The sequence below is a fragment of the Staphylococcus pragensis genome, assembly GCF_004785665.1.
GTDB lineage: Bacteria > Bacillota > Bacilli > Staphylococcales > Staphylococcaceae > Staphylococcus > Staphylococcus pragensis.
This window is the reverse complement of sequence record NZ_SRPJ01000001.1, coordinates 267,346-286,507: the sequence shown is the minus strand read 5'-3', so window position 1 is coordinate 286,507 and position 19,162 is coordinate 267,346. Positions and strand designations below refer to the sequence as shown.

The following is a 19,162-nucleotide window of genomic DNA, read 5'->3' as shown; positions in this document are numbered from 1 at the left end:
ATGATTCTGTTAGTATAAAGTTATATTAATTTTCAGAAAAATTATGAGGTGAGTATATGAAAGATAAAATTGTATTAGCATATTCAGGTGGTTTAGATACAAGTGTGGCAGTGAAATGGCTAATAGATAAAGGGTATGACGTAGTAGCTGTTTGTTTAGATGTTGGTGAAGGTAAAGATTTAGATTTAGTACATTCAAAAGCTTTAGATATGGGTGCTGTTGAATGTCATATTATTGATGCAACTAAAGAATTTAGTGATGACTTTGTAAGTTATGCGATTAAAGGAAACTTAATGTATGAAAACAGTTATCCACTTGTTTCTGCATTATCTCGTCCACTTATTGCTAAGAAATTAGTTGAAATTGCTGAACAAACGCAATCAATTGGTATTGCGCACGGTTGTACAGGTAAAGGAAATGACCAAGTGCGTTTTGAAGTAGCAATTAAGGCGTTAAATCCAAATCTTAAATCATTTGCGCCAGTAAGAGAATGGGGCTGGAGCCGTGAAGAAGAAATCGATTATGCAATTAAACATGGTATTCCAGTGAGCATTAATCATGATTCTCCTTATTCAATCGACCAAAACTTATGGGGCCGTGCCAATGAATGTGGCATTTTAGAGGACCCATATGCAGCGCCTCCTAAAGACGCTTATGACTTAACAGCTGAATTAGAAGATACACCTGATACACCTGAAGAAATCATTCTTTCATTTAAAAATGGTATTCCAGTGCAACTTAACCATCAAGACTATGACTTAGATCAGTTAATTCTTAAATTAAATGAACTTGCTGGCAAACACGGTATTGGACGTATTGACCATGTTGAAAATCGTTTAGTAGGTATTAAATCTCGTGAAGTATACGAAACTCCAGGTGCTGAAGTGATTTTAAAAGCGCATAAAGCACTTGAAACACTTACCTTAACTAAAGATGTCGCTCACTTCAAACCTGTTATTGAAAAACAATTTGCAGAACAAACGTACAATGGACTATGGTTCTCACCTTTAACTGATAGTTTAAAATTATTTATTGATAGCACTCAAAAATACGTTGAAGGTGACGTAAGAGTGAAATTATTCAAAGGTAATGCGATTGTTAATGGAAGAAAATCTCCATATACGTTATATGATGAAAAACTAGCAACATATACAAAAGAAGATGCCTTTAATCAATCTGCAGCGGTAGGATTTATTGATATTTATGGATTACCTACTCAAGTGAATGCTTACTTACATGGAGGTTATAGTAATGAGTAATAAAGCGTGGGGCGGACGTTTTCAACAGCAACCTGAAGAATGGGTTGATGAATTCAACGCTTCAATAGACTTTGACCAAGCACTATTAGATGAAGATATACAAGGTAGTATTGCTCATGCAACAATGTTAGCCAATCAACATATTATTTCTAATGAAGATAAAGAAGCGATTATTACGGGTCTAAAAGACATTCAACATGACTTCCATCACAATAAACTAGACTTTAAAAAGTCTCTTGAAGATATACATTTAAATATTGAGCATGAATTGATTCAAAGAATTGGTGACGCTGGTGGCAGATTGCATACGGGCCGCAGTAGAAATGACCAAGTAGCTACTGACTTGCACTTATACGTTAAAAAAGAAGTTCAAGAAATCCAAGCACTTATTCGTTCATTCCAGTCATCAATATTAACACTTGCGCAATCTCATGTAGATACAATTATGCCAGGTTATACACACTTACAACGTGCTCAACCTATTTCGTTTGCGCATCATATCATGACTTATTTCTGGATGCTTGAACGCGATGATTCACGTTTCACTGATAGTATGAAGCGTATTGATATTTCACCATTAGGGGCAGCCGCTTTAAGTGGAACTACCCACCCTATTGATAGGCATGAAACTCAAAAATTGCTGGGCTTTGAATATATTTATGAAAATAGTTTAGATGCTGTAAGTGATCGTGATTATATCGTAGAAACATTGCATAATATTTCATTAACAATGGTACATTTATCACGTTTTGCAGAGGAAATTATCTTCTGGTCTACTGATGAAGCGAAATTTATTACATTAGCCGATGCCTTTTCTACTGGGTCATCTATAATGCCTCAGAAAAAGAATCCGGATATGGCCGAACTGATTCGAGGTAAAGTTGGACGTACTACGGGGCATTTAATGAGTATGCTTGTTACATTAAAAGGGTTACCACTTGCCTATAATAAAGACCTTCAAGAAGATAAAGAAGGTTTATTCGATTCAGTACGTACAGTCAAAGGATCACTACGTATCTTTGAAGGTATGCTGAATACATTAACGGTTAATACCGATCGTTTAAATGAAACAGTGCATCAAGATTTCTCTAATGCCACAGAACTTGCGGACTATTTAGTAGAGAAACAAGTGCCGTTTAGAAAAGCACATGAAATTGTAGGTAAAATTGTCTTCGAATGTATTCAACAAGGTATTTATTTACTCGATGTACCTCTTAAGCGTTATCAAGAATTAAATGAAGCTATCGATACAGATGTTTATGATTATTTAAAACCAGAACGTTGTCTTAATCGCAGAAAAAGCTACGGGTCTACCGGCCAAGATGCTGTACGTCAGCAATTAAAAGTAGCTGAAACTATTTTAAAAGAGAAATAGTTTAATCCTATCCCCCTACCATACGCTAACACGTATGTATAGGGGGTTATTTCTATATTTTACGTTAATTATATTGAGTAATTTTTAAAATTTTAAGAGTTACGATAAGCTTTCGCTAAGAGACTTCCTTTCAAAATATGGCTTTGCTAAATTTAAGTTGTACATTAAATTTGAAAGGGTGGATTTTTTTGAAAGCAACAAAAAAAGCAATAATCTCAAGTTTAACTGTCGCTAGTTTAGGACTTACTGTTTTACATACTCCAGTTGAAGCAAGTGGTGCAGGTACAGGCCCTATCTCTTCAACACCATCTTCAAATAATTCCCAAGTAAGCCAAGATAATCAAACTCAACAAGCTCCTGTTAATGCGCACTATCGCAAAGATAATCCTAAGTGGACTACAAATTTAACGGGTGAACGATTCAGCACTATTGCTCATCGTGGGGCGAGTGGCTATGCACCAGAACATACCTTTTATTCTTACGATAAAAGTCATAATCAATTAGGTGCCTCTTATATTGAAATTGATTTACAACGTACTAAAGATGGCCATTTAGTAGCTATGCATGATGAAACGGTAGACCGTACTACAAATGGAACTGGCCGAGTTGAAGATTATACTTTAGCTCAGTTGAAGCAACTTGATGCTGGTTCTTGGTTTAATCAAGCAAACCCTCAATATGCGAATGCTGAATATAGTAATGCTAAGGTGCCAACATTAGATGAAATATTATCACGCTATGGTACTGACGCGAACTATTATATCGAAACTAAGACACCAGATGTTTATCCTGGTATGGAAGAACAACTTCTTGATACTTTAAAACGTCATCATATGTTAACGCCAGATTCGTTAAATAATGGTCATGTGTTAGTACAATCATTTTCAGAAGAAAGCTTACAAAAGATGCATCATTTAGCACCTAGCGTTCCATTAATTCGACTATTAGATAAAAGTGAACTACCTCAACAAAGCGAAGCGGATTTACAGCGTATCCGTTCATACGCAATTGGTATTGGTCCTGAATATAGTGATTTAACTGCGCAAAATACCGCTCATTTAAAAGATTTAGGCTTCATTATTCATCCTTTCACAGTTAATGAAGTTGCTGATATGCAACGACTTAACCAATACGGTGTAGACGGGGTATTCACTAACTATGCAGATCAATATAAAGCAGTATCAACTGAACAATAACATTTATTATTATCTTTAATGTAATAAAAAGCGGTTAATGAAACCTTACTCAGTTTCATTAACCGCTATATTTTTATTGAGTGATTAACTTATGCCCAACCACGGTAACGTGCTGCTTCTGCAGTACGTTTAATACCTACGATGTAAGCTGCTAATCTCATGTCAATTTTTCTATTTTGAGCTAATTCATAAATTGTATCGAACGCAGTTACTAATTTTTCACGTAATTTTTCATTAACTTCTTCTTCTGTCCAATAGTAACCTTGGTTATTTTGTACCCATTCGAAGTAAGATACTGTTACACCACCAGCACTTGCTAATACGTCAGGTACTAATAAAATGTCACGTTCAGTTAAAATACGTGTTGCTTCAGGTGTAGTTGGACCATTTGCTGCTTCAACTACGATATCCGCTTTAATGTCATGTGCATTCTCTTCAGTAATTTGGTTAGAAATTGCTGCTGGTACTAAGATATCACAATCTAATTCAAATAATTCTTTGTTAGAAATTGTGTTATCAAATAAATTTGTAACTGTACCAAAGCTATCGCGACGATCTAATAAGTAATCGATATCTAAACCTTCTGGGTCATGTAATGCACCATATGCATCCGAAATACCTACAACTTTTGCTCCCATATCATATAAGAATTTAGCTAAGAAACTACCTGCATTACCGAAACCTTGGATAACTACGCGAGCACCTTTAACATCAATACCTCTACGTTTAGCAGCTTGTTCAATTGCGATTACAACACCTAATGCAGTTGAACGGTCACGTCCTTGTGAACCACCTAATACGATTGGTTTACCTGTGATGAAACCAGGAGAGTTAAATTTATCTAATGCACTGTATTCATCCATCATCCAAGCCATAATTTGAGAGTTAGTAAATACGTCTGGTGCTGGAATATCTTTTGTTGGACCTACGAATTGAGAAATGGCACGTACATAACCACGTGATAAACGTTCAACTTCATGAATACTCATTTGACGTGGGTCACAGACGATACCACCTTTACCACCACCGTAAGGTAAATTAACAATACCGCATTTTAATGTCATCCACATAGATAATGCTTTTACATCATCTTCATCTACGTCTGGGTGGAAACGTACCCCACCTTTTGTAGGACCTACTGCATCGTTATGTTGAGCACGGTAACCTGTAAATGTTTTAACTGTACCATCATCCATACGTACTGGGATGCGAACTTGTAAGAAGCGCAATGGCTCTTTAATTAGTTCGTACATACCATCGTCAAATCCCAATTTGTGTAATGCTTCCTTAATAATACTTTGTGTAGAAGTCACTAAATTATTATTCTCAGTCATGTTCACTTTCGCCTCTTTTTTAACAAATGATTTCGCTTTCATACATATTGTAACACATGTCTTTGCTTTTTAAAGGGTTTTCAAAATGAATGTTACAACTTTTTGAACTTACTCAAAAACACTTCTAATTCTCTCTAATGCGTCATCTAATTCTTCTTTAGAAATAACTAATGGTGGCGCAAATCGAATCACTGTATCGTGTGTTTCTTTACATAGTAAACCTTTTTCTTTTAACGCTTCACAGAAAGGTCTAGCACTTTCATGTAATTCAACACCAATAAAGAGGCCACGTCCACGAACTTCTTTAATCGCTGGGTGTTCAATTTTTTGTAATTCTGATTTGAAGTATTCGCCTAATTCATTTGAACGGCCAGGTAAATCTTCATCGATAATAACATCTAATGCAGCAATAGATACGGCACATGCTAATGGGTTACCACCAAATGTTGAACCATGTGAACCTGGTGTGAACACATCTAACACTTCTTTGTCAGCTAATACCACTGAAATTGGTAACACGCCGCCGCCTAGTGCTTTTCCTAAGATATAAACATCAGGTTTTACATTATCCCAATCTGTTGCGAATAATTTACCTGAACGACCTAAACCAGCTTGAATTTCATCAGCAATAAATAAGATGTTATGTTCGTCACATAAATCTCTAATTTCTTTAAGATAACCTTCTGGCGGAATATTAATTCCCGCTTCCCCTTGAATAGGCTCTACTAAGATTGCTGCAGTATTATCATTGATTGCTTCTTTTAATTGATCAACATCCCCGAAATCAACTTTGCGGAAACCATCTAATAATGGACCATATCCACGTTGGTATTCAGCTTCAGAAGATAAAGATACTGGCGCCATAGTACGACCATGGAAGTTACCATTAAAGGCAATAATTTCAGCTTTATTTGGTTCAATACCTTTTACATCATAAGCCCAACGACGTGCTGCTTTTAATGCTGTTTCAACCGCTTCTGCGCCTGTATTCATTGGTAGTGCTTTATCTTTGCCAGCTAATTTACAAATCTTTTCATACCATTCACCTAAATTATCACTGTGGAACGCACGTGATACTAAAGTTACTCTATCTGCTTGATCTTTTAATGCTTGGATAATTTTAGGATGACGATGTCCTTGGTTAACAGCTGAATATGCTGATAACATATCCATATATTTATTACCTTCTGGATCAGTTACCCAAATGCCATCTGCTTCTGCTACGACGATTGGTAGTGGCACGTAGTTATGTGCTCCATAGTGATTTGTTAATTCAATAATTTGTTCTGACTTAGTCATAATATCTCCCCTTTGCTTAAATTATATTAAAACTAATGGTCATACGAGAGCGGCTTTCATGTTTAATACATAGGTATACTTTTCCTTTTTCGAACATGAAAATAGAGTTAGTCCACTTTATTAAGAAAGCATACATTATATGAAAGCCCTTACAGATATAATGACATATTATATTGTATTTTTACAAGTAAAATAATGAAAATTTTCGGATAACTTTAATAATAAAATTTTTATACTATAAAATGATAAAAAAGAAGCGAAACAGAAATAAATTCATTTCATCGTCTCGCTTCAAAAACGCCATTTGAATTAAAAAATTATTATAAGCACCTTTTCCATTTTGTTAGCTACTAGCAAATGGCAATTTATACTAAGACATATTATTTAGTCCTAGCAATCTATTATTTATCTTTACGAGGTAATGGATAGAACCCTTCGTTAAATTGTTTCCATAAATTTGGTGTTAGTTCATGATTATCTTCACGTTCTGGATCGAAGTAAGAAATAATTTCGTCTTCTTTTCCTTTTTTAATTTTCTCAATAAAATTATAATCTAATAAAATTTCACGACCGAGTGCGACTAATTCTACGCCTGTTGATTCTATGGCATCTAAGGCATCATCTGCAGTAAATACTGAACCAATACCGATGACTGGCATACGTCCATCTACCCATTGATGGATTAATTTCAAGCGTTCTTGACCAGCATACTTACCTTCACGTGTTTCAGAATGGATATCTCCAATTGAAACATGCACATAATCCATCGCTTTCTCAGTAATAGTCTTAATTAATTGTTCAGTTAATTCCATTGAAATACCTGGAGATTCTGCTTCTTCAGGAGATAAACGATAACCAACGATAAAGTCTTTATTAGCATGCTGTTCTTTCGCTTTGAGTACTTCATCAATAACAGCTGTAGGGAACTTCATGTGGTCGCCCCATTCGTCATTTCTTCTATTGTAATATGGAGAAACGAATTGATGAATTAAGTAATGATTGGCACCATGAATTTCAACGCCATCGAATCCTGCTTCAATAACACGGCGTGTAGCTTCACCGAAATCTTTAATTGTTTGTTCAATTTCTTTAGGTGTAATCTCTCTCGCATCATGTTCTTGTTCTTGACCGAAACTTTTAAGTGAGATTGGACTTGGTGCTACGACATCGCCATTAGGTGTTAAGTTTGGTAGAGCTTGCGCACCGCCATGATGAATTTGTACTAAGGCTTTTGCACCATTTTTCTTCATCGCTTGTGCTAAGCGTTTTAAACCTTCAATATCTGAATCATGCGCAACAGATGGTTGTCCTGGGAAAGCTTTACCAATATCATTCACATTACTTGCGGCATTAAGCGCTAAGCCTACATCTTTAGCACGTTTTTCAATATATGGAATTTCAACGTCTGAAATTGTTCCATCGTCATTTGATGAAATATGTGTTAGAGGTGCTAACACAAAACGATTTCTTAATTCAACGCCATTAGGTAATGTTACAGTTTCAAATAACTTTTCATATTTAGTATTCATAACGATTCCTTTCCTCCTTATTTATGCCCAAACTATAGCACGGATAAAAAATGAATCTCTAGTTTTTTGCTTGCATGTGCATGCATATATACTTCAATTTAATTCCCTTAGACGTTGTTTTTAATCATTAAAGGAAGTAACTACAATCACCTCATCCTCGTGTTGATTAAGCAGACATATAGTTTTTCTCTATAAAATAAAAAAGCTAACGTTATTACGAGTAAATAACGTTAGCTTAGCGTGTTTACAGTCAATTAATTATTACGAATCGCACGTTTAGACTGCTTAATCCAGACCGGTAGGCGTTCTTCAAGTGTTTGAAACCCATACTTTTCTGTTTCTTTAATTTCATCTAATACTGACTGCTTTTCTTTTTTTCGTTCATAATTCTTAAAGTAATCATTATCTTTGAGTGACAAATTAAGTTTGCCTTCATCATCAATTGATAAAATCTTCGCTTTAACAATTTGTCCTTCTGATAGAAATTTTTTTAAGTTATGGACATAATCATCCATGATTTCTGAAATGTGGATTAGTCCTTCAGTATGGTCAGGGGCCTCAACAAAAGCGCCATACGGTTGAATGCCAGTCACACGCACTTTAATATGCTGACTTACTTTATAGTGAGTATTCAACTTGATAACCCCTTATTCGATATTCTTAACATATTTATAATAGCATAAAATATAAACTTGGACTAACTATTAAGGGATAAAAATTTTATTTTTCAAGCATTTATTAAATTTAAACTTCACTATTTGATTTAGCTCAACCTACATATTTATAAGAGATGGATATATAATATTTTTAAGAAAAAGCATTCAAAAAGCGAGCCGACAAACTATTGATCGACTCGCTCTACTTCTAAAAATATTTTCTTCAGTCATCTATTAGAGAAAGCAATGTGTCAACCGCTCTCATCAGAAATTAAAATTCATGCGTACTTTTTACTTACGCTTTTTTATCTTCAACGTCGATTGATTCGATAACCACATCATGAACTGGTTTATCTTGAGCGCCTACTTTAGTATTAGCGATATCTTCTAATGTTGTTTCACCTTCGATTAATTGACCAAATACAGTGTGTTTTTGATCTAACCAAGGTGTACCGCCTTTTTCACCATAAGCTTTAGCAATTGGCTCTGGCCAACCACCATCAACTAATTGATTTAACATTGTTTCTGGTACTTCCTTCATTTGAACAATGAAGAATTGTGAACCATTTGTATTTGGGCCTGCATTAGCCATTGAAAGTGCACCGTATAAATTGAAAGCTTCCATTGAGAATTCATCTTCAAATGAACCACCATAGATACTTTCTCCGCCCATACCTGTTGCAGTTGGATCGCCACCTTGAATCATGAAATCGTTAATTACACGATGGAAAGTAATTCCATCATAATAACCATTTTTCGCATGAGTTACAAAGTTCTCTACTGTTTTAGGTGCGATCTCTGGGAATAATTTAAATGTCATATCCCCCTTATTTGTATGCATAACTAATTTAATTTCATTATCTTGTATTTCTTTATTTAACTGTGGATAGTTAGTCATTTAGATTCTCCATTCATGTTATGATGATATAGGTATATATTAACATATTTGAAAGGGAGTAATATAGCATGTTATATCGATTCTCACATAAGACAGGCGCTTATGGCGTGACGATTAAAGAAGAGAATGAAGACCAAGTACTTGTACAAGTTGAACAGGTCATCAAGCACCCTAAACAAGGTGACTTACACAATCCCGGCAAAGTCGAAGGTGTCTTCTTTCATGAACGCCGTGCATTAAGTCATTATGAAAAACGTTATGCAACACGTTCACAACTTCGTGATTTTAATGTTGAAGAAATGAAATACGAAGATTCTCTTCAGCAAGCTATCACAAAAATGGAAAATGATTTAAAACAGCAAGATACAGAATTTGCAAAATTAGCTTTAAATAACCTTGAAAACTTAAAAAAAGACTACTCAATTCAATATAAACAAAAATTTTTCTAGGCATTTTTGACGTGTTTCTTCTTATTTAACAAGTTCTAAGAAATCACTGTTTACATGGGCTTTCACCGTTTTTCAGAACGGAATGATTCATGTATAATGAATGCCATAATCATTTTTAAAGGAGGAAAACATAGTGAGTTTGTTACATATTGCGGTCATTTTACCGTTAATATTTGCACTCATTATTCCAATCCTTTATCGATTCTCTAAGAAGATTCATTTAGGTTGGTTTGTATTACCTATTCCTGTTGTCTTATTTATTTATTTCTTATCCCTTATATCGACTACTCAGTCAGGTAATACAGTAATAAATACGTTAAATTGGATGCCACATATCGGTATGAACTTTGATTTATATCTAGATGGCTTAAGTCTATTGTTTAGTTTACTCATTACCGGTATCGGTAGTTTAGTTGTACTTTATTCTATCGGCTACCTCAGTAAATCCGAACAACTTGGAAATTTCTACTGTTATTTATTACTATTCATGGGTGCAATGTTGGGAGTTGTACTCTCAGATAACTTAATTATTTTATATCTATTTTGGGAGTTAACATCATTTTCAAGTTTCTTACTTATCTCATTTTGGAGAGAGAAACAAGCCTCTATCTACGGTGCTCAGAAATCGCTTATCATCACCGTATTGGGTGGATTAAGTTTACTAGGTGGCTTCATCCTTATTTCTCTAGCGGGAAATTCTTTAAGCCTCCATCATTTACTTGAAAATGTGTCCGAAATACAGCATAGTCCAATATTTATTTTAGCAATGATTTTAATCATGCTAGGTGCATTTACTAAATCTGCACAAGTACCATTTTATATTTGGTTACCCGATGCTATGGAAGCACCTACACCAGTTAGTGCCTACTTGCACTCAGCAACGATGGTTAAAGCTGGATTATATTTAGTCGCACGTGTTACCCCACTATTTGCCATTTCACAAGGTTGGATATGGACCATAACTTTAGTCGGGCTTATCACGTTATTCTGGGCGTCATTAAATGCAACGAAACAACAAGACCTTAAAGGTATCTTGGCTTTCTCTACCGTTTCTCAACTCGGTATGATTATGTCTATGTTAGGTATTGGAGCGGTGAGCTATCATTTTGAAGGTAGTCAAAGTCAACTTTACGTAGCTGCATTCACTGCTGCAGTATTCCATTTAATTAACCATGCTACATTTAAAGGCGCACTATTTATGGTCACTGGTGCCATTGATCACGCAACAGGGACACGTGATGTGAAGAAATTGGGCGGTTTACTTACAATCATGCCTATTTCATTCACGATTTCAGTCATCACAGCCTTGAGTATGGCTGGCGTTCCGCCGTTTAACGGTTTCTTATCTAAAGAGAAATTTTTAGAAGCCATGATTGAAGTTTCTCATGCGCACATTTTTAGTCTTAATACATTAGGTATTATCTTTCCGATTTTAGCTATCGTTGGTAGTATTTTCACTTTTGTATATTCGATTAAATTCGTCTTACATGTATTTTTTGGTCAGCATAAACCGAATGCATTACCTAAGAAGGCACATGAAGTTTCAATCCTAATGTTAATTTCTCCGAGTATTTTAGCTATTTTAGTGATTGTCTTTGGTTTTGCGCCTGGTCTATTAACTCAATCTATTATTGAACCAGCTACCTTAGCGATCAGTAACTTGTCAAACACGCACGCTGAGTTCCATATGTTCCATGGTATTACCCCTGCCTTCATTTCAACGTTAACTATTTGGATAGTAGGGATATTACTATTACTTACATTTGGTTACTGGATTCGTTTATTACAGGCTCAACCAACGAAACTTACATTTAATCATTGGTACGATTCTACTGGAAAATGGTTACCATCAACATCAGCGAAAATGACAAATAGTTATGTAAATGGCTACGTTAGAGATAGTTTAGTAATTATTTTTGGTATGTTAATTTTAATGACGATTGTAACGCTATTCAGCGTGCCATTTAGCTTTAATTTTAAAGACATTAATACCATTCATATCTATGAAATTGTCATTCTTCTTATTTTAATAGCGGCATCATTCATGGTAGTATTCGCATCTTCACGTTTATTCAGTATTATCATGCTTGGTGTAGTTGGCTATTCCGTATCGGTTTTATTTGTCTTTTTCAAAGCACCAGATTTAGCGTTAACTCAATTTGTCGTAGAATCTATTTCTACAGGTTTATTCTTATTATGTTTCTATCACTTACCTAATTTAAATCGTTATAATGAGAAACCTTCTTTTAAAATGACCAATGCTATTATTTCTATTGGTGTAGGTTTAGTCGTTATTGTATTAGGTTTAATTGCATATGGTAATCGCCACTTTACTTCAATCGGTGAGTACTACAAAGCACATGTTTATGATTTAGCACATGGTAAGAACATGGTTAACGTCATCCTTGTTGACTTCCGTGGTATGGATACATTGTTCGAATCTTCTGTATTAGGTATCGCTGGTTTAGGTGTTTATACTATGATTAAATTACGCAGCAAACATAAAGCAAGTGAGGTGAAACGCGATGAACAGACAGAAAAATAATTTAATGTTCCAATACGCAGCTGTCATTATCGCTTTTCTCATCGCTTTATTCGGCATGAGTTTATTCTTCGCTGGTCACTATACACCAGGTGGAGGCTTTGTCGGCGGTTTATTACTTTCAAGTGCTTTAACAATTATTGCAATTGCGTTTGATATTAAATCGATGCGCAAAGTATTTCCTTGGGATTTTAAAATATTAATAGGTATCGGATTATTGTTTTGTGTAGGCACACCTATTGCAAGTTGGTTCTATGGAGAGAACTTTTTCACGCATACAGAATTTAACATTCCGTTGCCCCTACTCCAACCTGTGCATATGAACACGCCAATGTTCTTTGACTTTGGGGTAATGTGCGCAGTAATTGGTACAGTCATGACAATTATTATAACGATTGGAGAGAACGAATAGTGGAAATTATCATGATTATTGTATGTGGTATTCTCACAGCAATTAGTGTCTATCTCGTTTTATCTAAAAGTTTGATACGAATTGTTATGGGGACCACATTAATCACACATGCATCAAATTTATTTTTAATTACAATGGGTGGATTAAAACATGGAGAAATGCCTATTTATGAAAAAAGTATTTCTCAATATGTGGATCCTATCCCTCACGCCTTAATACTTACAGCTATTGTTATCGCTTTTGCGACAACCGCGTTCTTCTTAGTATTAGCCTTTAGAACGTACAAAGTATTAGGTACAGATAACGTAGAACTAATGAAAGGAGTACCTGAAGATGATGGTAAATAATTTAGTAGTCCTAACATTAGTTGTACCTATTATCACTGCAGTCATACTTATATTTTTAGGCGAACGTATTCAAGCTAAACGATATGTCACATTAATTGGATTAGCTTTGACTTTAACTGTAGCAATAATGAACTTAGTCAATGTCGTTAAGCACGGCCCCCTTAAAGTAGAATTAGGTTCGTGGCCAGCACCTTATGGCATTATCTTTTTATTAGATTCATTTAGCGCCATGCTTATTGTAACTAGCATTATCATTACAATCCTTATTACTGCCTATTCAGTAACTACAGCTGGGATTGATAGAGAACGTTATTATTTTCATTTTTCAATTATGTTTATGCTAGTAGGTATCATTGGTGCCTTTACGACTGGAGATATATTTAACCTCTTCGTATTCTTTGAAGTATTCTTAATGTCTTCTTACGCCCTACTTGTATTAGGTGGCACAAGAATACAGTTACGTGAAACTGTAAAATATTTACTTGTTAATATCGTGACGTCAACGTTTTTTGTTATTGCAGTAGGTATTTTGTATTCTATTGTAGGCACGTTAAATATGGCAGACATCAGTGATAAACTTGCCCAACTTAATCATACGCATAGCGGTCTTTTAAGTATTGTCTTTATTTTATTTATATTTGTGTTTGCAACAAAAGCTGGTGCATTTCCAATGTATATCTGGCTACCAGGTTCATACTATGCACCACCGTTTGCGATTATCGCTTTCTTTGGTGCTCTATTAACTAAAGTAGGTGTCTATGCGATTGCAAGAACACTAAGCTTATTTTTCCAAAACAGTATCAGCTTTTCACACTACACTATTTTATTCATAGCGCTTCTAACGATTATCTTTGGTTCAGTCGGTGCTATCGCATATTATGATACTAAAAAAATTATTATCTATAATATTATGATTGCAGTTGGTGTGATCTTAGTCGGTGTAGCAATGATGAACCAAGCTGGTATGATTGGTGCAATTTACTACACATTACACGATATGTTAGTTAAAACTGCTTTATTTTTACTAATTGGTGTGATGTATCAAATCACTAAGACGACTAATTTAAAAGAGTTTGGTGGTTTAATTAAAGCTTATCCTGTTCTTGGATGGTCATTCTTTATCGCTGCGCTAAGTTTAGCAGGTATCCCACCTTTAAGTGGTTTCTATGGCAAATATTATATTGTGCAGGCAACATTTGACAAAGGATTCTACGTTAGTGGCATTATCGTATTATTATCAAGCTTAGTAGTACTTTATTCTGTCATACGTATATTTTTACAAGGCTTCTTCGGAGAACCTAAAGGTTATAATGTAAATCAAAAAATTAATGTTAACTACGCGGCCACTATTTCAATTACAGCTGTCGCTATCACTGTATTATTTGGTTTATCTGCTGACTTTTTATATCCATTAATATCAGAAGCAGCCAAATCATTCTATGATCCTAGCGTTTATATTCATAGTGTATTAGGAGGTAGATAATGATGGCCATTCAAATTACCTTAAATTTTCTTTTAGCATTTATTTGGTTATTTCTAAGTGGAAGTTACACATTAAATAATTTATTGTTAGGCTTTCTACTTGGTTTAGGAATTGTTTATTTATTTAATAAAGCGTTACCTGGTAAATTTTATTTAATTAAAGTTTATAAAATCATCAAGCTAATTATTGTATTTCTTATAGAATTAATTAAAGCAAACATTGATGTATTAAAGATTGTTTTACAACCTAAACTACAAAATCAACCTGGATTTTTTACGTATCACACTGATTTAAAAACAGATTGGCAAATTGTGTTATTATCCAATCTAATCACACTTACGCCAGGAACAGTCGTATTAGGTATTAGCGATGATAGAACTAAGATTTATATTCATGCGATTGATTTTAGTACGAAGGAAGAAGAAGTTGAAGGGATTAAATCATCCCTTGAAAAAGTGGTTAGAGAGGTGGGCGAAGACTAATGGTAAAATTCATTATGCTAATTGCACTTATTGTGGTCGTACTTTCTATGTTAGCTATATTTATTCGCATTATTAAAGGCTCTACTTTAGCCGATAGAATTTTAGCGCTTGATGCCGTAGGTTTACAATTAATGGCATGCGTTGCTCTATACAGTATTTTCATAGGCGCTCAATATTTACTAGTAACGATCTTATTAATCGGTATTTTAGCATTTTTAGGTACAGCAGTATTTTCAAAATATATAGATAAAGGTAAGGTGATTGAACATGATATCAACAATCATGATTAGCTTATCTATTCTATTCGTTATTGCTGGCGCATTCATCAGTGTCGTTACTGCTATTGGTATAATACGTTTGAAAGACATTTACTCACGTGGACATGCTGCAGGTAAGTCGGCAACATTAGGCGCTATGTTCTTACTATTTGGTACCTTCTTATACTTTATTGGTACTGAAAAGTATATTAATATGCAATTGATTTTTGGTATTATCTTTATTTTTATTACCGGTCCTCTTTCAAGTCATTTAATTATGAGAGCCGCTTATAATAATAAAACACCTTATACTAAAGATACTAAAATTGATGAAATCAAAGACGAATTTAAAGACAAGAAAATATAATTTAAATTTAAAGCTCTAGTTGAATAATCTTCGACTAGAGCTTTTTAAATGATTGTCATCTAAAGGGACTTATGCTATCATAAATCGTAATAATTATGTTTTATAAGGAAAGAAGTGTTCTTATGCATTGGACTATTATCGGCGGTGGCATTCAAGGTACAACCATCGCAATTAAATTACGTGAAGCAGGTCTTTCAATTGATCACTTAACCATTATTGATCCTTATTCATCTTTATGTGAACAATTCAATGACTTCACTCATAGAATTAGTATGCCCTTTTTACGCTCACCTATCGTTCATCATATTCATCCCAATCCATTTCATCTAAAGCAATTTGCGAAGTATCAACACTATACAAATGCTACATATGGACGCTATCAACGTCCTCAAACAGATATGTTTATGCATCATGTTCATGAATTAGTGCATCGCTATCGTTTAAATGATTGCCATCTTCAAGGCTACGTAAATCAAATTGCTCGTACTGACTCAAAATGGACGATTACATTGGCTAACTCTCAAATTTTACATACAGATTGTGTGGTTTTAGCTCAAGGGTGTAATCATCGACCTTATATTCCTTCTCTTTTTGAAAATGAAAGCGACGTTTGTCACATTTTCGAGAAAGAATTTAATCCAGCGATGTACAATCAAAGTTCGCATGTCGTTGGAAGTGGTATTTCAGCAGCTCATTTAACGCTTAAATTATTGAACCAATCTACTGATAAAATCGTTCATCTATGGATGAATAAAGATATTGATATTCATCACTTTGATGCAGATCCAGGATGGTTAGGCCCTAAAAATATGGGGCCTTTCTTGGAAATCACATCTTCTAAAAAACGAATGGAAGTCATTTCTCAAGCACGCCACAAAGGTTCGATGCCACAAGAGTTGTATTTACGTTTGAAAAAGCATGTTCAAAACGGTCGTTTAATCATACATCACGATCAGATTATAAGACTTGAAAATCATCAAATTATCACAGAAACATCGTCCACACCTTATGATTTCGTTCTATTAGCCACAGGTTTCCAAGCTACCCTATTAAATCAAAAGATGGTTCAATCTTTAATTCAACACGAACAAGCACCTCTCACACAATGTGGTTTGCCTGATATAACTTCTGATTTAGAATGGTTACCTCAACTGTTTGTAGCTGGAGGATTAGCTGACTTAGAGTTAGGACCATTTGCTAGAAATATAATGGGAGGCAGAGAAGCAGCTCAACGAATTTATAACGCTTTCGAAAAATTAAATTATTCTAAGGATAAATTTGCATAAAAAAAGGGAGCAGAACAGAAATTAAAATAATTTCGTCGTTCTGCCCCGGCAAGGATGACTAGGTTTGAAAAAAGCTTGCTTTAAGCGCATTTTCAAATCAGTCAGCTACTGCCAAAATGATAAAGTAGGCTGATTGTCCCAGTCACTTTTTTAACATATATCATTTATTTTTTAAAGGTTTAATGCCAATGGTACCTCTCATGATACTAATCAATTGGTCATTGTCACTTTTGATTTCAATATTCCAAACGTGCGTTGTACTACCTTGATGGATAATTGTAGCCGTTGCCGTCACTCGCCCTTCTTTTACAGAGCGAATATGATTCGCATTCATTTCCAACCCTAATGGGATATAGTGGTTAGTATCAATTAAATTTGCTGCACCGATAGAGCACGCTGTTTCACCTAATGCAATCGTCGCGCCACCATGTAAATAACCAAATGGTTGCTTCACTTTATCGGTAACAGGCATAGATACGACAACTTTACCGTTCGATGTTTCTTCAATTTTCATTTCAAAGGTTTCTAATAAATTGGTCATCTATTTCACCTCATTTACAACTATAATACCATAGCTGCAATTGTACCAAAAATCATTAAAGGTATATTGTAGAAAAGGAAATTCGGGATACATGTATCTCTTATGTGATCATGCTGGCCGTCTACTGCTAATCCTGCAGTTGGTCCTAATGTTGAATCACTTGCTGGTGAACCAGAATCTCCTAATGCACTGGCTGTACCTACTAATGCAATTAATGCCATGCTATCTAAACCAAGTGAGGCACCTAGTGGAATAAATAATGTAGCAATGATTGGGATAGTCGCAAATGATGAACCAATACCTAAAGTTACAATTAACCCAATAATATACATAGCAATGATGCTAATTAATTTATGTCCACTCGTAATTTCCGTTAAGCTACTGACTAACTTCTGAATATCACCAGTGGCATTCATTACACCTGCAAAACCATTGGCAGAAAGAATCACGACACCAATAAATGACATAATCTTGATACCCTCAACAAACTGGCTATCTAATTCATTCCATTTATATACGCCAGAGATAAAGAAGATAAGTACCCCTGCTAATGCACCAAATATCATTGAATCCGTGAATGTTTGTACTAAGAAAGTAGCTAAGATAGCTACTACTGTGACCACTAATACATATGGTTTCACTTCAGTCACTGTATCTTCGTTGTCAACATAAGCTTTCGTCTTATAATCACGAGGTTTACGATAAACAATCATACCTAATATTAAACCTACGATATAACCCATAGATGGAATAATCATTGCTTTCCAAATCATATTAAATTCGATAGGGTGATGTGCTTTTTGGAAACCACTTTGAATAATTTGGTGGAAAATTTGACCAAACCCATAAGGTAATAAAACATATGGCCAACATAATCCGAAGCCTATTACTAAACCAATTAAACGTCTGTCAATTTTTAAATCATTAAACAGACTAATAAGTGGTGGAATCACAATAGGAATAAAAGCGATATGTACTGGAATTAAGTTTTGACTCATAATACTCATTGCAAGAAGTGCAACGATAATAATAATTTTTACTTTAACTCTTGAAAGTCGACTATTTTCAGTGTGAATCGCACGTATAATTTTATTTACAAGGTAATCTGTTATCCCACTATATGAAATAAGTGCGGCGAAACCACCTAATAAAGCATAGCTTAAAGCCACTTCTGAACCGTCTACAATATTCTTACCAAAAATACTAATCACTTTATTTAGACTCATACCTGAAATTAATCCGCCTACTAGTGAACTTATAAATAAGCTTATCACTACATTAAGCCTACATAGGCACAAGACAATCATTAAAATGACAGCAATCACTACTGCATTTAACATAGTTTCCACATCCTTTAACACTCTACCGAACTAAAGCGATTGATTATGTGAACTATCATACCAAGTCGTCTCATTATTGTCAATATGTGCGTTTGAAAACTTTTCATGTG

The 19,162-nt window shown here is 34.7% G+C and carries 19 protein-coding genes; 12 read left to right on the top strand and 7 right to left on the bottom strand.

What is annotated here, in order from left to right; translation table 11 throughout:
* Positions 1-56: 56 nt before the first annotated feature.
* From E2558_RS01475 to E2558_RS01465, 3 genes are all read left to right on the top strand, one after another.
* Positions 57-1,259 (top strand): argininosuccinate synthase, encoded by a 1,203-nt coding sequence (locus E2558_RS01475; RefSeq protein WP_126565220.1) that lies wholly within the window; start codon positions 57-59, stop codon positions 1,257-1,259.
* On the top strand, positions 1,252-2,634 hold the full coding sequence (argH, locus tag E2558_RS01470; protein WP_126565219.1) for an argininosuccinate lyase: 1,383 nt from the start codon (positions 1,252-1,254) through the stop codon (positions 2,632-2,634). The genes E2558_RS01475 and argH overlap by 8 nt, the downstream gene beginning before the upstream one ends.
* 188 nt (positions 2,635-2,822) lie before the next feature.
* Complete coding sequence (locus E2558_RS01465) at positions 2,823-3,830, top strand: glycerophosphodiester phosphodiesterase (RefSeq protein ID WP_126565218.1); 1,008 nt, start codon at positions 2,823-2,825, stop codon at positions 3,828-3,830.
* An 89-nt stretch (positions 3,831-3,919) separates the two neighbouring features.
* On the opposite strand, the gene E2558_RS01460 is transcribed toward E2558_RS01465, so the two are convergent.
* The 5 genes from E2558_RS01460 to E2558_RS01440 all read right to left on the bottom strand — a co-directional run bounded on the left by E2558_RS01460 (position 3,920) and on the right by E2558_RS01440 (position 9,546).
* Positions 3,920-5,164, bottom strand: a complete 1,245-nt coding sequence (locus tag E2558_RS01460) for a Glu/Leu/Phe/Val family dehydrogenase (RefSeq protein ID WP_126565424.1) — start codon at positions 5,162-5,164, stop codon at positions 3,920-3,922.
* A gap of 108 nt (positions 5,165-5,272) precedes the next feature.
* A complete protein-coding gene (locus E2558_RS01455; RefSeq protein WP_126565217.1) occupies positions 5,273-6,463 on the bottom strand; it encodes an ornithine--oxo-acid transaminase in 1,191 nt (396 codons plus the stop codon).
* Positions 6,464-6,864: 401 nt separating this feature from the next.
* Positions 6,865-7,992, bottom strand: a complete 1,128-nt coding sequence (locus E2558_RS01450) for an NADH-dependent flavin oxidoreductase (protein ID WP_126565216.1) — start codon at positions 7,990-7,992, stop codon at positions 6,865-6,867.
* A 254-nt stretch (positions 7,993-8,246) separates the two neighbouring features.
* Positions 8,247-8,627 carry a S1 domain-containing post-transcriptional regulator Ygs gene (gene ygs, locus E2558_RS01445; RefSeq protein WP_126565215.1) on the bottom strand — a complete coding sequence of 127 codons (381 nt, stop codon included), beginning with the start codon at positions 8,625-8,627 and terminating at the stop codon, positions 8,247-8,249.
* Between the two features lie 316 nt (positions 8,628-8,943).
* Positions 8,944-9,546: a peptidylprolyl isomerase gene (locus E2558_RS01440; RefSeq protein WP_126565214.1), complete on the bottom strand. Its 603-nt coding sequence runs from the start codon at positions 9,544-9,546 to the stop codon at positions 8,944-8,946.
* A gap of 68 nt (positions 9,547-9,614) precedes the next feature.
* Between E2558_RS01440 and E2558_RS01435 the strand changes: the two genes are divergently transcribed.
* From E2558_RS01435 to E2558_RS01395, 9 genes are all read left to right on the top strand, one after another.
* Entirely contained in the window at positions 9,615-9,995 is a 381-nt protein-coding gene (locus tag E2558_RS01435) for a kinase-associated lipoprotein B (protein WP_126565213.1), read from the top strand.
* Between the two features lie 133 nt (positions 9,996-10,128).
* The gene (locus tag E2558_RS01430) at positions 10,129-12,540 is read left to right on the top strand and encodes a Na+/H+ antiporter subunit A (RefSeq protein ID WP_126565212.1); all 2,412 of its coding nucleotides are present in this window, start codon (positions 10,129-10,131) and stop codon (positions 12,538-12,540) included.
* Positions 12,521-12,949 carry a Na(+)/H(+) antiporter subunit B gene (locus E2558_RS01425; protein ID WP_126565211.1) on the top strand — a complete coding sequence of 143 codons (429 nt, stop codon included), beginning with the start codon at positions 12,521-12,523 and terminating at the stop codon, positions 12,947-12,949. Before E2558_RS01430 ends, E2558_RS01425 begins: the two co-directional genes overlap by 20 nt.
* Positions 12,949-13,296, top strand: a complete 348-nt coding sequence (mnhC1, locus tag E2558_RS01420; RefSeq protein ID WP_126565210.1) for a Na+/H+ antiporter Mnh1 subunit C — start codon at positions 12,949-12,951, stop codon at positions 13,294-13,296. The genes E2558_RS01425 and mnhC1 overlap by 1 nt, the downstream gene beginning before the upstream one ends.
* The gene (locus tag E2558_RS01415) at positions 13,283-14,779 is read left to right on the top strand and encodes a Na+/H+ antiporter subunit D (RefSeq protein WP_126565209.1); all 1,497 of its coding nucleotides are present in this window, start codon (positions 13,283-13,285) and stop codon (positions 14,777-14,779) included. The genes mnhC1 and E2558_RS01415 overlap by 14 nt, the downstream gene beginning before the upstream one ends.
* Before the next feature lie 2 nt (positions 14,780-14,781).
* A complete protein-coding gene (locus E2558_RS01410) occupies positions 14,782-15,261 on the top strand; it encodes a Na+/H+ antiporter subunit E (RefSeq protein ID WP_126565423.1) in 480 nt (159 codons plus the stop codon).
* Positions 15,261-15,551, top strand: coding sequence for a Na(+)/H(+) antiporter subunit F1 (locus E2558_RS01405; RefSeq protein WP_126565208.1), 291 nt, complete (start codon positions 15,261-15,263; stop codon positions 15,549-15,551). The genes E2558_RS01410 and E2558_RS01405 overlap by 1 nt, the downstream gene beginning before the upstream one ends.
* On the top strand, positions 15,529-15,885 hold the full coding sequence (locus tag E2558_RS01400) for a Na+/H+ antiporter subunit G1 (RefSeq protein WP_126565207.1): 357 nt from the start codon (positions 15,529-15,531) through the stop codon (positions 15,883-15,885). Before E2558_RS01405 ends, E2558_RS01400 begins: the two co-directional genes overlap by 23 nt.
* Positions 15,886-16,007: 122 nt before the next feature.
* Positions 16,008-17,171 carry an NAD(P)-binding domain-containing protein gene (locus tag E2558_RS01395; RefSeq protein WP_126565206.1) on the top strand — a complete coding sequence of 388 codons (1,164 nt, stop codon included), beginning with the start codon at positions 16,008-16,010 and terminating at the stop codon, positions 17,169-17,171.
* Between the two features lie 160 nt (positions 17,172-17,331).
* On the opposite strand, the gene E2558_RS01390 is transcribed toward E2558_RS01395, so the two are convergent.
* Together E2558_RS01390 and E2558_RS01385 are read right to left on the bottom strand one after the other, a co-directional pair.
* Positions 17,332-17,712: a PaaI family thioesterase gene (locus tag E2558_RS01390; RefSeq protein ID WP_126565205.1), complete on the bottom strand. Its 381-nt coding sequence runs from the start codon at positions 17,710-17,712 to the stop codon at positions 17,332-17,334.
* A gap of 20 nt (positions 17,713-17,732) precedes the next feature.
* Complete coding sequence (locus tag E2558_RS01385; protein ID WP_126565204.1) at positions 17,733-19,052, bottom strand: Na+/H+ antiporter family protein; 1,320 nt, start codon at positions 19,050-19,052, stop codon at positions 17,733-17,735.
* Positions 19,053-19,162: the final 110 nt, after the last annotated feature.